At 44.8% G+C, this 15,992-nt stretch carries 15 protein-coding genes; 4 read left to right on the top strand and 11 right to left on the bottom strand.

The annotated features are described in order from the left end of the window. Positions 1-444: 444 nt before the first annotated feature. From OH463_RS25085 to dusA, 7 genes are all read right to left on the bottom strand, one after another. Positions 445-1,224 (bottom strand): phosphoadenylyl-sulfate reductase, encoded by a 780-nt coding sequence (locus OH463_RS25085; protein WP_005451533.1) that lies wholly within the window; start codon positions 1,222-1,224, stop codon positions 445-447. Then, positions 1,217-2,953 (bottom strand): assimilatory sulfite reductase (NADPH) hemoprotein subunit, encoded by a 1,737-nt coding sequence (gene cysI, locus OH463_RS25080; protein WP_017190913.1) that lies wholly within the window; start codon positions 2,951-2,953, stop codon positions 1,217-1,219. Before cysI ends, OH463_RS25085 begins: the two co-directional genes overlap by 8 nt. Further along, positions 2,953-4,827, bottom strand: a complete 1,875-nt coding sequence (locus OH463_RS25075) for an assimilatory sulfite reductase (NADPH) flavoprotein subunit (protein ID WP_269993013.1) — start codon at positions 4,825-4,827, stop codon at positions 2,953-2,955. Before OH463_RS25075 ends, cysI begins: the two co-directional genes overlap by 1 nt. Positions 4,828-4,944: 117 nt before the next feature. Further along, positions 4,945-5,175, bottom strand: a complete 231-nt coding sequence (locus OH463_RS25070; RefSeq protein WP_005451530.1) for a hypothetical protein — start codon at positions 5,173-5,175, stop codon at positions 4,945-4,947. A gap of 150 nt (positions 5,176-5,325) precedes the next feature. Then, positions 5,326-5,991 carry a TIGR04219 family outer membrane beta-barrel protein gene (locus tag OH463_RS25065; protein WP_009697568.1) on the bottom strand — a complete coding sequence of 222 codons (666 nt, stop codon included), beginning with the start codon at positions 5,989-5,991 and terminating at the stop codon, positions 5,326-5,328. 100 nt (positions 5,992-6,091) lie between these two features. Then, the gene (pspG, locus tag OH463_RS25060; RefSeq protein WP_005451528.1) at positions 6,092-6,307 is read right to left on the bottom strand and encodes an envelope stress response protein PspG; all 216 of its coding nucleotides are present in this window, start codon (positions 6,305-6,307) and stop codon (positions 6,092-6,094) included. A gap of 163 nt (positions 6,308-6,470) precedes the next feature. Then, a complete protein-coding gene (gene dusA / locus OH463_RS25055) occupies positions 6,471-7,451 on the bottom strand; it encodes a tRNA dihydrouridine(20/20a) synthase DusA (RefSeq protein WP_005451527.1) in 981 nt (326 codons plus the stop codon). A 285-nt stretch (positions 7,452-7,736) separates the two neighbouring features. Between dusA and zur the strand changes: the two genes are divergently transcribed. Beyond that, the gene (gene zur / locus OH463_RS25050) at positions 7,737-8,192 is read left to right on the top strand and encodes a zinc uptake transcriptional repressor Zur (protein WP_009697566.1); all 456 of its coding nucleotides are present in this window, start codon (positions 7,737-7,739) and stop codon (positions 8,190-8,192) included. Positions 8,193-8,210: 18 nt separating this feature from the next. Beyond that, the gene (locus OH463_RS25045; protein ID WP_005381269.1) at positions 8,211-8,672 is read left to right on the top strand and encodes a chemotaxis protein CheX; all 462 of its coding nucleotides are present in this window, start codon (positions 8,211-8,213) and stop codon (positions 8,670-8,672) included. A 100-nt stretch (positions 8,673-8,772) separates the two neighbouring features. Here OH463_RS25045 and pgi read toward each other — a convergent pair whose 3' ends face one another. Then, positions 8,773-10,425, bottom strand: a complete 1,653-nt coding sequence (gene pgi, locus OH463_RS25040; protein ID WP_017190915.1) for a glucose-6-phosphate isomerase — start codon at positions 10,423-10,425, stop codon at positions 8,773-8,775. Positions 10,426-10,731: 306 nt separating this feature from the next. Here pgi and OH463_RS25035 point away from each other — a divergent pair, with 306 nt between their 5' ends. Further along, positions 10,732-11,151 carry a secondary thiamine-phosphate synthase enzyme YjbQ gene (locus OH463_RS25035; protein WP_005451524.1) on the top strand — a complete coding sequence of 140 codons (420 nt, stop codon included), beginning with the start codon at positions 10,732-10,734 and terminating at the stop codon, positions 11,149-11,151. Between the two features lie 51 nt (positions 11,152-11,202). Here OH463_RS25035 and OH463_RS25030 read toward each other — a convergent pair whose 3' ends face one another. The 3 genes from OH463_RS25030 to OH463_RS25020 are packed head-to-tail and all read right to left on the bottom strand — an operon-like array spanning position 11,203 to position 14,893. Then, a complete protein-coding gene (locus OH463_RS25030; protein ID WP_005451523.1) occupies positions 11,203-12,399 on the bottom strand; it encodes a BamA/TamA family outer membrane protein in 1,197 nt (398 codons plus the stop codon). Positions 12,400-12,402: 3 nt separating this feature from the next. Then, on the bottom strand, positions 12,403-13,479 hold the full coding sequence (gene alr / locus OH463_RS25025) for an alanine racemase (RefSeq protein WP_269993018.1): 1,077 nt from the start codon (positions 13,477-13,479) through the stop codon (positions 12,403-12,405). Positions 13,480-13,492: 13 nt separating this feature from the next. Next, positions 13,493-14,893, bottom strand: coding sequence for a replicative DNA helicase (locus OH463_RS25020; protein ID WP_005451521.1), 1,401 nt, complete (start codon positions 14,891-14,893; stop codon positions 13,493-13,495). 320 nt (positions 14,894-15,213) lie between these two features. Between OH463_RS25020 and OH463_RS25015 the strand changes: the two genes are divergently transcribed. Continuing rightward, positions 15,214-15,978 (top strand): DUF481 domain-containing protein, encoded by a 765-nt coding sequence (locus OH463_RS25015; protein ID WP_009697565.1) that lies wholly within the window; start codon positions 15,214-15,216, stop codon positions 15,976-15,978. The last annotated feature ends 14 nt before the right edge of the window (positions 15,979-15,992 follow it).

The following is a 15,992-nucleotide window of genomic DNA, read 5'->3' as shown; positions in this document are numbered from 1 at the left end:
TCTTATTTTTAAAGAGCTACTCTTCTTTGTGATTTACATCACTTCGGAAGAGGCGGTCATTCTAGCGAGATAATTTTCTGTGTCAAACACTTTTTGCTATTTATTTTACTTTTTAAAAGTAAAGGCAATTAATTATTTCGCTTTTCTTTCTGACCTTGCCGACTTAGCTTCGAACCCTTGTGAGCTCTGCCCTGTCGACAAGGAGGCATTATAGAGATCGCGCTCACATTGGCAAGCGTTATTTTGCAAAAATTGCAAAAATAATAGTTAAACGACGACTTTTCGATCAAAGCCTTATTTATCCAACTTTACCCCAAGACTGCATACAACTTATCCACAGAGTTATCCTTTTTATGCTCCTTTTTCTTTCACTATATATAAAGAAAGCTGCTTTACAGCAGCTTTCTTTATTTACCCTAAACACGGCTTTTGCCAGATTAGCATCTAAATACCTGAGCCATCCTGCTCACTACCATCGTCTTCATGCAATCCACATTCACGCTTTAAACCAAAGAAACGAGTTTCTTCTTCCGACATGCCCGGTTCCCACTTTCTAGTAGTATGAGTGTCACCGACAGAAAGGTAACCTTGATCCCATAGAGGGTGATAACTCAAACCATGCTCTTCTAGGTAGTAGTGCACATCCTTATTAGTCCAGTCGATCACTGGTAAGAATTTAAATACGCCATTTTGAATCGACAAGATTGGTAGACCTGCACGAGACTGACTTTGCTCTCGACGCAAACCTGAAAACCAAGTACCGACGTTTTGCTCACGTAGAGCTCGTCGCATTGGCTCGACTTTGTTTATCTTGTTGTACTTTTCAATTCCCTCTATACCTTGTTCCCAAAGTTTTCCATAACGTGCTTCTTGCCAATTCGCACTTTCTTTAGCTTGATACACTTTAAGGTTAAGGTTCAGTTGCGCTTTCAACTGATCGATGAATTGATATGTCTCTGCAAATAGATAGCCGGTATCCGTTAGGATAATTGGAATGTCCGGTTTTTGTTGTGTCACAAGATGGAGCATCACTGCGGCTTGGATACCGAAACTGGACGAGACAGCGAACTCCCCTTCCAAATTCTCCAATGCCCACTTTACTCTATCTTGTGCCGAAAGCTGTTCGAGCTCGACATTGATTTGAGCAAGACGGAGGATTTGCTCCGTCTTAGTTAATGTCAGTAACTCTGTTAGCTCCGGTTTGGACGCTACAGAATCAAGCATGGAAGTCCCTCTTTGATACGAATACTTCTTGGATAATGCCAGCTCGAATCGTGAAATCGCCAAATGCCTCGCCTTCTTCACGTTCAGCAGCCCAACGAGCCACCAGCAGATCAATCTCTTCTAAGATTTGCTTATCCGTAATGTTCTCTTTATACATCTTCGGTACACGAGTACCGCCTCGGTTACCACCTAGATGTAAGTTGTATCGACCTGGCGCTTTACCAACTAAGCCGATTTCTGCCAGCATTGCTCGCCCACAACCATTTGGACACCCTGTTACACGAAGAATGATATTGTCTTCTTCAGGCAGACCATGCTTTTCTAGAATATCTTCTACATCGGTTACAAATTGAGGAAGGAAGCGCTCTGCTTCTGCCATGGCTAATGGACACGTTGGAAACGCCACACACGCCATCGAGTTCTTACGTTGTTCACTTACGCCGTCATCCATCAAACCATGTTCACGAGCAATCTTCTCGATCTTCGCTTTTTGGCTTTTTGGTACACCAGCAACAATCAGGTTTTGGTTTGCAGTCATACGAAAATCGCCTTTATGGATTTTGGCAATTTCAGCAACACCCGTTTTAAGTGGTTTACCTGGGAAATCTAATAGACGACCATTTTCAATGAAGAGTGCTAGGTGATGCTTACCATCGATACCTTCAACCCATCCGATACGGTCACCACGTTCCGTGAATTCGTAAGGACGGCTTTGCTCAAACTTAACACCGGCACGTTTTTCTACTTCCGCTTTAAACACATCACTACCGACACGATCTAATGTGTATTTGGTTTTTGCATTCTTACGGTTAGAACGATTACCCCAATCACGTTGAGTTGTTACTACAGCAGCGGCAACATCAAGTGTTTTCTCTAGTGGGATAAAACCAAAGTCATCCGCTCTACGTGGATAAGTTGATGTATCGCCATGTGTCATCGCTAGACCACCACCAACAAGCACGTTAAAACCAACTAGCTTGCCGTTACCTGCAATCGCTACGAAGTTAAGATCGTTAGCGTGTACGTCTACGTCATTTTGCGGTGGGATAACCACTGTGGTTTTAAACTTACGTGGTAAGTAGTTCTTACCTAGAATCGGTTCGTCTTCTTCCGTGCTTTCTACTTTTTCACCGTCCAACCAAATCTCTGCATAAGCGCGCGTCTTTGGTAATAGATGCTCGCTGATCTTCTTCGCCCATTCGTAAGCTTCTTGGTGTAGCTCCGACTCCACTGGGTTAGTGGTACACAACACGTTACGGTTAACGTCACCCGCAGTTGCAATCGAATCAATACCAATGCTGTTTAGCGTTTGGTGCATCAACTTGATATTTGGTTTTAGCACGCCATGGAACTGGAACGTTTGACGAGTAGTAAGACGAATACTTCCATATAAAGAGTGCTCGGTTGCAAACTTGTCGATCGCTAGCCATTGCTTTGGTGTAATGATGCCACCCGGCATACGAGCACGAAGCATGACGTTATGCAGCGGCTCCAACTTTTGTTTAGCACGCTCGTTACGGATATCGCGGTCATCTTGCTGGTACATTCCGTGAAAACGAATCAATTGGAAGTTGTCTGCAGTAAAGCCACCAGTAATGCGGTCTTGCAGATCTTGTTCAATCGTTCCACGCAGTAAATTACTTTCTCTTTTAAGGCGCTCGTTATCCGAGAGTGGACCAAGCACCTCACCTAATACTTCTTGGCTGTTTGATTGTTGATTCGCGCTCATTAGTACACATCCCTTTGGTAACGTTTCGCTTTACGTAGATCGTTGATAAATGCTTCGGCTTCTTCACGAGATAGCTTGCCTTGTTGCTCGGCTACAAATACCAGCGCATCGTGAACATCTTTTGCCATACGAGTGGCATCACCACATACATAGATGTAGGCTCCATCTTGAATCCATTGCCACACTTGTTCAGCGTTTTCTAAGATGCGATGTTGAACATAAACCTTCTCTGCTTGGTCACGACTAAACGCAACATCAAGGCGAGTCAGCAAACCTGACTTGAGGTACTTCTGCCATTCAACTTGGTAAAGGAAATCTTGAGTAAAGGTACGGTCACCAAAGAACAACCAGTTCTTGCCTTCCGCGTTACGGTTATCACGCTCCTGAATAAAGCTGCGGAAAGGTGCAATACCAGTACCAGGACCAACCATGATGATTGGTGTGTTGTCATCTTGTGGCAGTTTGAAGTTATTGTTGTGCTCAACAAACACTTTCACTTCACCGCCTTCTTCTAGACGTTGAGCGAGGAAACTTGATGCTCCGCCATAGCGCTTTTCATCACCTTTGTCGTATTCAACCAAGCCTACGGTAAGGTGAACTTCTTCATCGACTTCCGTTTGACTCGAAGCGATAGAATATAGACGAGGTGTCAATCGACGAAGTAAACCAACTAATTCTTCTGCACTTAACTTGGTCTTCTTCTCTGCAAGTACATCTACAACTTGGGTATTTGCAGCGTACTCACGAAGCTTGTCTTTATCTTCCACTAGCTTTTGTAGTTTCTTGCTACCAGATAGCTCTGCGAATTTAGTGACAAACTGAGGGTTTGATGCGGTGATTTCGTACTTGCTAACCAATGCACTATGAATAGAAAGGCTTTCGCCATCGACTTCAACACTTTCTACACCGGATAGACCAGCCTTAGCTAAGATAGCGTTGGCTAACTCTGAACTATTATCGAACCACACACCCAGAGCATCGCCGGCTTGATAAGTTAAACCTGATTCTTCAAGGTCAATCTCTACGTGGCGAACATCTTTACCCGAATCACGACCTGTGATTTTTTGGCTTGTTAGTAACGTTGCGGTATATGGATTTTGCTTGTTATAAGCAGAATGTCCTGGAGCAGCTTGACCAACAGGCAGTTGGACTACTTCTGCTTCATTGCCTGAAGAAAGGGCTTCTTTTACTTGTTCAAGCGCTTGCTTACGCCATTCAGCGGCCGGCGCTTCATAATCCACATCACAATCAATGCGATCGATGAAGGCAGTTGCGCCTAACTTAGACAAGTAAGTATCGAAGTCTTTGCCCGTTTGGCAGAAGAACTCGTAACTAGAATCACCCAGCGCAATCACGGCGTATTGCAGGTTTGGTAATTTTGGTGCTTTCTTAGATTGAAGGAACTCATGCAGTTCAATGGCATTATCTGGCGCTTCGCCTTCACCATTGGTCGACGCCACGATGATCACGTGAGTCTCTTTTGCTAAGTTCTTGCCTTTGTAATCGCTGGCATCAAACAGCTCTACAGCAATGCCTTCTGCTTTGGCTTCTTGCTCTAGTGCTTCAGCAACGCCTTTCGCATTACCGGTTTGAGAAGCAAAAATGATGCTCAGTTTGCCTGCTGGTTTTGCAGCTACTGCAGCAGCCGCTTGTGCGATTGGTGTTGCAGCCGCCGCGCTTGGTTGGTTTTGAGCGAGTCCCCAGAAGTAACCGCTGACCCATGCCAGTTGCTGTGAAGACAACTCTGAGACAGTTTGCTGGAGTGAGTTAAATTGCTGGTCATTTAGTGGGCTTGCGATTGGTGGATTAGCACCCTGCCCATTATTATCTTCCGACACTTTCTTGTGAGAATATTCATTCTGTTGAAAAGACATTGTCACGACATCCCTATTCATTGCGTGACGATAGATTAACCACTCTCTCTAATAACAAGAAAGAATAGAAGAGAATGTTTTATAACTTTTTGGAAGTAAGAACGCTGAGCTTAGTGCTCAACGATCCTCAATACGAACTTGTTGAAAGCCAACCGCCAACGCCGATTTTGATGCCGTATCAAGATCATCATATAGGCACTCTTCCCCATGACTGTCTGTGAGGCAAACAAACCCACCACGGGCATGGCGAAACTCGACAACCCATCCTCCCTCTTGAATTGAAGGCTCTATAATGGCTTCGACTAGCTGGTTGTCACGAAATAGATGTCGTAATTCGTTTATTGTCATCGCAATCCCTGCTCCAACTTTTATACATTGCTCCTAGATAAGCATGGTAGAAGAGTGAAACTTGGGCGAGAAATTCGATTTAATATAATGAAGTGATATAAAAAAACGCCGCTTATAAAGCGACGTTTTAAAGGATTTGAGGTTATGTAGTTAGAAAGAGTATTGAGCACCAACGAAGAAGCCGTCTGCAAAGATAAACTCTTTACCTAGGCTCGATAAAAACTCCTCTGACTCTAAATCAATCACACGGTAACCACCACGGAAAGTGAGTTGAGACTCTTGAAAAGGAATTCGGTACTGAACACCAGCCATTAGATCAGTACTCTTAATACCTTTGTTATCACCGAAGTTCATCTCACCAATTACATCAAAGTTTGTATTTGGCACAGTGATTTCTGCGTAGCCATACCAAGCCCAAATCAGCTCATCAAAATCTTCCGTACGAGCATTAGTGCCTGCGTCTACATATTTTGTATCACTCAAGTTACTAAAAGTAAGACCCGCATCGAAGTGCATCAGGTCGTGTTCAAGAATTTGGTAGTAAAGAGTAAGGTCGAGCTTGTCAAAACCCATGTAATCCGCATCAACACTTGAGTAACGAAGGCGCGCATTAGGTACGTATTTCACGTCATGCTCAATCGCAGCGTAGAAAGACCCCGTTGTGTCGCTATCTCTTCTTACTTCATTCACTTTGGTATCCGCTACCCAAACTTCCCCACCAACCGTCGTAGTGAAAGAAGACTCTTGTTCTGCGAAACAAGGGTAAGACGCAGCCAACGATAGTGTCGCTAAAGCGATGGTCGCTTTATATGTCATGTAATTTTTACTCCGAGATAGCTGATTTCAACATTGAGGGGCATGTGAGAAATACTAACATACTCTCACAGCCCACCATCAACTAAATCTCTACTATCCGTTACTTATAACGAGGCTGGGCAACGAAGTTTTTAAAAAACCATATACCTAGTGCAATGACTATCAACCAAGGCAATAGTTTTAGTACAGCGCCTACCATACCCAATAAGAACATCACAACCAATGCGATACCTGTTGCGGCAAATACCGTTACCATAGTAATACCGGTTACTAATAGGGTTGCTGTGAAAACTAAAATAAAGATCAGCTCCAACATAATCACTTCTCCTTTGTTTTAGTTTTACTAGAGCAGGTTCCATACCAACTTATAAATATATATCTAATACCATGATCTATAAGTAAAAATAAAGCCAGAGGCATTTCTACACTCTGGCTTTGTTATTTATCAGTTGGTAAATTTCACCAACCACTGGTGAAATTTACACGTTCAATTCTTTTGGAATCTTCGCCAGTGCATCTTGCAGCACTTCTAGACCTGAACCCGGTTTGTGCGCGTTTTCACTGATGTGACGACGCCATTGACGAGCACCAGGCATGTTTTGGAACAGACCCAACATATGACGCGAGATATGACCAAGGTAAGCACCTTTTGCCAATTGCGCTTCAATATACGGGAACATCTCTTCAACGATTTCGCTGCGCTTTTTCACTGGTGCATTTGAACCAAACAGCTCTTGGTCAACAGATGCTAGCAAGTAAGGGCTTTGGTAAGCCTCACGACCAATCATCACACCATCTAGGTGTTGTAGATGCTCTTTCGCTTCTTCTAAAGATTTCACGCCACCGTTAATCGCAATCGTTAGGTGTGAGAAGTCCTTCTTCAATTGGTAAGCGCGTGGGTAATCCAATGGTGGGATCTCACGGTTCTCTTTCGGGCTTAGACCACTTAACCATGCTTTACGTGCGTGGATAGTGAACTGCTCACAGCCGCCCTTCTCAGAAACAATAGACACGAAATCCGTTAGGAATTCATAAGAATCTTGGTCATCGATGCCGATACGTGTTTTCACAGTAACAGGCACGTCTACCACATCTTTCATCGCGGCTACGCAGTCTGCGACCAACTGCGGCTCTGCCATTAGGCATGCACCAAATCGACCATTTTGAACGCGATCCGATGGACAACCAACGTTTAGGTTAATCTCATCGTAGCCACGCTCTTGCGCAAGCTTGGCACACGTTGCCAAATCTGTTGGGTTTGAGCCACCAAGCTGAAGGGCTAACGGATGCTCTTCCTCGTTATAAGCCAGGAAATCCCCTTTTCCATGAATGATCGCGCCTGTAGTCACCATTTCGGTGTACAGCAGGGTTTCTTTGGTCATTAAGCGATGGAAGTAGCGACAATGACGATCCGTCCAATCCAACATTGGTGCTACAGAGAGCCTGCAAGAATGAGTCATGATATAAACACCCGTTTTTACGTTGCCAAGATAGAGCGCGACGGTGCGCTCAAAAAATGAAGTCGGGTATTGTATACCCACTGTGCAGTGGATGCGAGTGTTGTGAGCTTACTTACCAATAGACATATTTCGGCATTGGGATCTCGTTCTGTGATATCGGTTACTCTCTCTGATATACACTGGCTTGCTTTAATTCATGATTTTCGTTCTGATAGTAGGTAAAATGAAGCCTTTCTAAACGAACTTCGTATAGAAATGGTTTATCATAAAGCACGTCCGATAGTTATGGTGAAAGATTTGGACCCAACAATCCTTGAACAAATTGAACATATCTGCGCTGAGCGCGGAGTAAGGTTGACGCCGCAACGCCGACGCGTTTTTGAGCTCATTTGTTCTAATCGCCGCGCCTCTAGTGCGTATGAGCTATTGGAGCAACTGAAAGAGAGTGAACCACAAGCGAAACCACCGACGGTATACCGAGCATTAGATTTTCTTCTAGAACAAGGCTTTATTCATCGAGTGGAATCTAACAACAGCTTTATCACTTGCTGTTCGTTCAACACTCAACAGCACTTTTTCCAACTGCTAATTTGCGATAAATGTGGCGATGTCGTTGAACTTGAAGACGAGACGCTGATATCCTTATTAGCCAATAACGCCGAGAAACATGGATTCAAACTGACGAATCAAGTTATCGAAACCCATGGCGAATGCCAGGCATGTTCCTCGGAGACGAAATAAGAAAGATAGAAGAACGTTATGCGCGCTGAATTTGTAAACCCGTTTTTAGCTTCTTTAATGAATGTTCTAAAAACTATGGCTTCGCTTGAACTGAAGCCACAAAAACCGCGAATCAAGAAAGATGAGATCGCACGAGGTGACGTTTCTGGTCTTATCGGTATGGTTGGTCCACAAACTCGTGGCTCAATGTCGATTACCTTTGATGAAGCGTTAGCACTGGAAATCATGCAGAACATGCTTGGTGAACGTCCAAATGGACTGAACGAAGAAGTGACGGATATGGTTGGTGAGATCACTAATATGGTGACAGGCGGTGCGAAACGCATTCTAGCGGAAAGTGGGTTTGACTTTGATATGGCAACACCAGTTGTAGTATCTGGTCGAGGTCACACCATTCGCCACAAGTGTGAAGGCTCAATCATCATCATGCCTTTCTCTTCACAGTGGGGAAATGCCTTCATCGAGATTTGTTTCGAATAATAGAGAAAAAATAGGTTGGTCCGTACCAACCTATTTTGTTTCTGCCCCAGACAATAAAAAAGGTCAGCATTTGCTGACCTTTTCTTTTTCTATTCAAACATTAAGCTTTAAACGCTTTAAATGCATTGATTAGACCGTTTGTCGAGCTATCGTGTGAGTTGATTTCAGACTCATCAGCTAGCTCAGGTAGGATTTGGTTCGCTAGTTGTTTGCCTAGCTCAACACCCCATTGGTCGAAGCTGAAGATGTTCCAGATAACGCCTTGAACGAAGATTTTGTGCTCGTACATTGCGATCAGGTTACCTAGCGTGCGAGGTGTGATTTGCTTAACTAGGATAGAGTTCGTTGGGCGGTTACCTTCAAATACTTTGAACGGTACTAGAGACGCCATTTCTTCTTCGCTCTTACCTGCTTTCGCAAATTCTGCTTTTACTGTTTCTGCTGACTTACCAAATGCCAATGCTTCTGTTTGTGCAAAGAAGTTAGACATCAGTTTTTGGTGGTGATCGCTTGCTGGGTTGTGGCTGATTGCTGGTGCAATGAAGTCACATGGGATCAGCTTAGTGCCTTGGTGAATCAGCTGGTAGAACGCGTGCTGACCGTTAGTTCCTGGTTCACCCCAGATGATAGGACCAGTTTGGTAAGTCACTGCGTTACCTTCACGGTCAACGTACTTACCGTTAGATTCCATGTTACCTTGCTGGAAGTACGCCGCGAAACGGTGCATGTACTGATCGTAAGGTAGGATTGCTTCAGACTCAGCTCCGTGGAAGTTGTTGTACCAAATACCGATCAGAGCAAGAATCACAGGGATGTTGCTTTCTAGATCTGTCGATACGAAATGGTTATCCATCTCGTGAGCACCGTCTAGAAGCTCGATAAAGTTGTCGTAACCTACAGCCAATGCAATTGAAAGACCAATTGCAGACCATAGTGAGTAACGACCACCAACCCAGTCCCAGAACTCAAACATGTTGTCTGTGTCGATACCAAACTCAGATACCGCAGGAGCATTAGTAGATAGCGCTGCGAAGTGCTTAGCAACGTGTGCTTGATCGCCAGCAGTTTCTAGGAACCAATCACGAGCAGAGTGCGCGTTTGTCATGGTTTCTTGAGTCGTGAACGTCTTAGACGCGATCAAGAATAGTGTTGTCTCTGGGTCTACTTTCTTCAAAGTCTCAACGATGTGAGTACCATCAACGTTAGAAACGAAGTGTAGGTTCAGGTGGTTTTTGTATGGTGCCAATGCTTCTGTCACCATGTAAGGACCAAGGTCTGAGCCGCCGATACCGATGTTTACGATATCTGTGATTGCTTTACCTGTGTAACCTTTCCACTCACCACCGATTACACGCTCAGTGAAGGATTTAATTTTTTCTAGAACCGCGTTTACCGCTGGCATTACGTCTTCGCCGCCAACCATTACAGGTTTGTTCGAGCGGTTACGCAGTGCAGTGTGAAGAACAGCGCGATCTTCTGTTTTGTTGATCGCTTCACCACTGAACATCGCTTCAATTGCTGACTTAAGCTCAGTCTCGTTAGCAAGAGCGAACAGGTGCTTCAGAGTTTCCTCGTTGATTAGGTTCTTTGAGTAATCGACTAGGATGTCTGAGCCGAAGCGTGCTGAGTATTTGTCGAAACGCGCAGCGTCTTGAGCAAATAGCTCTTTCAGATCCATATCTTGTGCAGATTCGAAATGCGCAGTTAGCGCTTTCCAAGCTTGTGTTTGCGTTGGATTGATATTTTTCAACATGGTCTTTATCCCGATGTTACAGTAGGTTCCATTCCTTACAGTCTAGCGAAAACTGCGGAATCCCCGATTTAGCAAATAGAATATAAATGAGATGTTTGGGCGAATTGCCACAAAACAAGTCTTTGTAATTTTTTTTCAGTCGCCAATTATGACTGAGTGCCCTTACACTCACATTGAGTTAGGTCACGTTCCCTGTTTCGAATTTAAACAATTCATTTATGACGTTGGGAATCATATCATTTACTAATGACAGGCTCTAATTGGATTAGGATAGACGCCAAACCAAATTTTTCCAAAGGAACGCATATGTGGGCACAAAAAACTCTGCAATTAAAAGCACGTAGCCGAGGCTTTCATCTGGTCACTGATGAAATTGAACAACAATTACCACAAATCCAATCGCTTTCAGTAGGTTTGTTACATTTATTCATTCAGCATACGTCTGCCAGTTTGACTTTAAATGAAAATGCCGACCCAACAGTACGCATGGATATGGAAGCCCACTTCAATAAGTTTGTGCCTGAGCGCGCCCCTTACTACCAACACACTTATGAAGGTGATGATGACATGCCAGCTCATATAAAAGCGTCTTTACTTGGCAGCAGTGTGACAATTCCTATTCAAAGCGGTCAATTAGCGTTGGGAACATGGCAGGGCATTTACTTAGGCGAGCATCGAGACTACGGTGGCAGCCGACGCATTATCGCCACCATCAACGGCGAATAGCTTAGAGACAACAAAGGCTAACCTCAGGGTTAGCCTTTGTTTTATATCGAGTTAAAACGGTTGGTTTATCATGACTCGGAAAGTACCTTCATCGGCACCTTTTGCCATCTCGGCACGAACAACAATCCCTTCCACTTGGAAGCGTACTGCGCCACCGACGTTCCATTTCATGTCTTCATGTAATGTCTTGAGGTCATAATCGTCCGCGACTCGCCCCACTTCAACAAACGCAACCCATTGCCACCAAGGTAAGTCGTAATAGTTGATCAGAGGAATATCATCAAGCGGCTGCCAGTCTGGCAATACGCGGTATTCCGCAGAATAGTGAATCGCGCTGCGTCCATGGTAACGACCCGCAGTATAACCACGCAAGCGATACAAGCCACCCAAGCGAACTTGCTCCTGCTCTGGAGGACGACTACATACTGCGCCATCGCACTGATTCCATGTCGGTGTATCTGCAGTATAGAAATCGAATGCCAGAACTTGCTGATCAAACCAATCACCTAACGGACCTAGGGAATAGTACTGACTGTTTTGGAACTCCCACTTTAGCCATAAGTCTTCCGACTGTAAGCTGTCTGCTCCTGTGGTTAAATCAAACGAGGTATGGGAACCTCGCGTGGTATTACGCACACTGTCGCGGTTGTCCCAGTCAAATGTCAGGCTAAACCCTGTCGCTTCTTCTTTCTTATCGTTGTAGATGTCTAATTCACGAGAAGAATAAAACGGCGTGAAGATAATTGAGCTGACACCAGAATCGACCGGAGAAGCAAAACTTACATCGCGAATAGGTTGGAATGCACCAAGTAACCCATGTTCACGAACGTTACCCCAAGGAAGCAAGTACTTGAACTCGAGTTTATAGTTCTCCTCATCCCCATTGGTTATCGTTTTGTCTTCCGTTGAAGAGTTGTTTGAACCTTGATTGTCTAAGTAATATGGGTTGTCGTTAAAGCGCGCTTGATACATTTGCGTGCTAAACAAAAGATTTGATGACAAAGCGTAGTTGAAGGCAGAAAGAAAACCGACATAGCTATCTTTCTCAGAATACAGCCCCATACCAAACAATGCAGCTTGAGGTTGACCAACACCTTTTGCCACACCAGCTAAACCGATCGTGCTACCCATGGTATCCGTACTGAAATAGAACGGAACAAATGCTGAGTCTTTCTCTTTCGCGACTATCTGCGGGGATAAAAAAAGGCTGGCAGAGAATGCCAGCACTGAGAATAATCTTTTCTTCATGGGTTACTTCGAATATTCCATTTCGACGCGAGAAGTCAGTTTAGTCACCAATTCATAAGCGATAGTGCCGATGTGACTCGCCACTTCTTCTACTGGTAAATCCATACCCCACAAAATAGCTTCGTCGCTTACTTTATCAGTCGCGTCTGGACCTAAATCGACCGTCAGCATATCCATAGAAACGCGACCTGCAATTGGTACTTTGCGTCCGTTAACAAGAACTGGCGTACCATTCGGTGCTGTTCGTGGATAACCATCTCCGTACCCAACAGCAATGACACCGACTTTAGTATCTCGCTCACTGGTCCACATGCCACCATAGCCGACACTTTCACCTTTCTTCACTTCACGTACCGCGATTAAGTGCGATTTCAGTGTCATGACGGGTTTATAGCCCATGTCTTGTGCCGTTTTATCATCAAATGGAGACACGCCGTACATGATGATTCCAGGACGAACCCAGTCTAACTGGCTTTGCGGCCAAGCAAGTAAGCCTGCTGACGCCGCTAAAGAGCGCTCTCCTTGACAGCCTGCGGTAAGCGACATAAATAAGTCGATCTGCTCTGTCGTAATACTATTACCTAGCTCATCGGCACAGCCAAAATGACTCATGTAACGTAGCGGTTTCGCCACGTTTGGACACTCTTTAAGGCGTGTGATGAATTCATCGTACTGTTCTGGACGCACACCAAGTCGGTGCATGCCACTATCGATTTTGAGCCAAACGACAACTGGCGTTTCAAGCTCTGCTTGATCCAGCGCCGTCAATTGCTCTTCACAGTGAACGACCGTTTGAATGTTGTTCGTCACCAATACAGGCAAATCACCTGGCGAATAAAAACCTTCAAGTAAAAGAATCGGCTTTACTACGCCACAAGCGCGTAACTGAAGGGCTTCTTCGATACGAGCAACACCAAAAGCATCCGCATGAGTAGCGTGTTTAGCTACATGACGAAGACCATGACCGTAGCCATTCGCCTTCACCACGGCCATCACTTTGCTGTCTGGTGCTTGTTCTTTTACTCGCTGTAAGTTGTGCTGCAGTGCTGACAAGTCAATGCATGCCATCGCGGCTTTCATGTAGCTCATTGCATTACTCATCATCAATATCAAATGCTGGACCCGCGTAGTTATCAAAGCGCGAGTGTTGACCTTGGAATGTTAAGCGAACCGAACCGATAGGACCGTTACGTTGCTTACCAATAATGATTTCTGCCGTGCCTTTGTATGGGCTGTCAGGATGGTAAACCTCGTCACGGTAAATAAACATGATCAAGTCGGCATCCTGCTCGATAGAGCCCGATTCACGCAAGTCTGAGTTAACCGGACGTTTATCTGCGCGTTGCTCTAGGGAACGGTTTAGCTGAGATAGCGCAACGACAGGCACATTCAACTCTTTCGCCAATGCTTTAAGTGAGCGCGAGATTTCCGCGATTTCCAAGGTACGGTTATCCGAAAGAGCAGGCACACGCATTAGCTGAAGGTAGTCGACCATGATCATGGACAAACCACCATGCTCACGAGCGATACGACGAGCACGAGATCGCACTTCGGTTGGCGTTAGACCCGAACTGTCATCAATGTACATGTTCTTCTTGTCCATAAGAATGCCCATGGTAGAAGAAATTCGCGCCCAATCTTCATCATCTAGCTGACCAGTACGAATCTTCGTTTGGTCAACACGAGATAAGGACGCCAACATACGCATCATCAGCTGTTCAGCAGGCATCTCTAACGAGAAGATAAGTACAGGTTTGTCTTGGCTCATCGCCGCGTTTTCACACAAGTTCATCGCAAAGGTAGTTTTACCCATCGATGGACGCGCCGCCACGATAACCAAATCCGAACCTTGTAGACCTGCCGTTTTCTTGTTGAGGTCATTAAAGCCGGTCGTTACCCCCGTCACACCGTCTTGCGGGGTTTTATATAGAATCTCAATTCGCTCTAGTGTTTTCTCCAGAATGTTATCCACGTTTTGTGGACCTTCATTCTCGCTAGTGCGTGATTCTGCAATGGCGAAAACTTTACTCTCCGCCATATCAATTAAGTCTTCTGAGCTTCGACCTTGAGGATCGTAACCAGCATCAGCGATTTCGTTCGCGACACCAATCAAACCACGTACAATCGCGCGCTCCGCGACAATATCAGCATATGCGTTAATGTTCGCCGCACTTGGGGTGTTTTTGGCAAGATCAGCAAGGTAGGCAAAACCACCCACGTCTTCCAATTGTTCGTGACGCTCTAGGTGTTCAGATAACGTGATCAAGTCGAGAGGCTTACCATCTTCAAGAATGGTTTTAACCCCTTCAAAAATCAGGCGATGGGGACGACTATAGAAATCACTACTTACAACACGTTCGGCTACGGTGTCCCAACGTTCATTGTCTAGTAATAGACCGCCAATTACTGATTGCTCAGCTTCTAGCGAGTGAGGTGGCACCTTGAGTGCTTCGACCTGACTGTCTGAAGGTTTGCGATTTCTGTTTTCCGCCATGACTTTGCTCGATAACTACTAATGACCCAAGATTATAACCTTAAACTTAGCTAAGATGCTTCCCTCATGAGACAATTACTTGTTAAGAATTCCACAAGTGAAGAACTAAAAAGTGGCTTTTTATAGTGCGAATTTGTTCGATTACGATAGAATCTCATCAATCCGTACTGAAGCATATTGTTTGTAAAGTTTAACGCCTTCATAAAGGTGTCTAACAAGGTTCTACCGCTTAGGTCTAATAAAAATTAACCTATCATTGACCCAATAAAACATCTGTATCAGTATCATGCCCCTCCTTTTTATTTACGTTCGAGGTTTTTGTGTCCCGATACTGGTTACTTGGCTTTAGCTTACTTTGCACGGGAGCATCGTACGCTGAAGAATCAGTAAAGCCAGAGCAAGAAATTGAAGTGCCCGATCCTCTAAAAACTGAGGTCGAGTTCGGCTATCAAGCTCACACAGGTAACACGGACTCTCGTTCCCTGAATGCGCGTCTGAGTGCTGAATACACTTCTGGTCGCCACCGTTCTAATGGCGAATGGAAGTACTACAACCTTTACAAAGATGGCGAAGAAGACAAGCGCTCTTCGACCTATAGCGCACAAACCGACTACAAGTTAGGTCCAAAGACATACTTGTATGGCAGTTTTAAAGGGGTTGATTCACGCTACAGTGCTTACTTTAAAGACTACACTCTTTCTGGCGGTCTGGGTTACCAGTTCGCTTATACTGAAAACTTCACCCTTGAGGCAGAAATTGGTCCTGGTTTTCGCTACCAAGAGCCAAATTTAGATGAGATTGATGATGATGACATCGTCTTTCCAGATATCGTTCAAGAAGGGATCTTGCGTGGTAACATCAATACCACGTGGCACGCACTTGATAACTTGAGCCTTTCTGCAGATATCACGTTAGTGAGTGGTAGAAGTAACACGCGTGTCGACAGTGATCTTAGTGTTACCAATGACATTACCGAAGACATTGCTCTTAAATTAGCGCACTCTCGCCAATATCACGATAAAGTGCCAGAGGGCTTGAGCAAGGCGGATAGTGTATTTTCCGTCAACCTTTTGTTTGCCTTCTAACTCCCGCTTTTCAT

The sequence above is a fragment of the Vibrio sp. NFR genome (assembly GCF_027587095.1).
Lineage (GTDB): Bacteria > Pseudomonadota > Gammaproteobacteria > Enterobacterales > Vibrionaceae > Vibrio > Vibrio harveyi.
The sequence above is the reverse complement of the archived record's forward strand: the minus strand, read 5'-3'. Positions and strand labels throughout refer to the sequence as shown.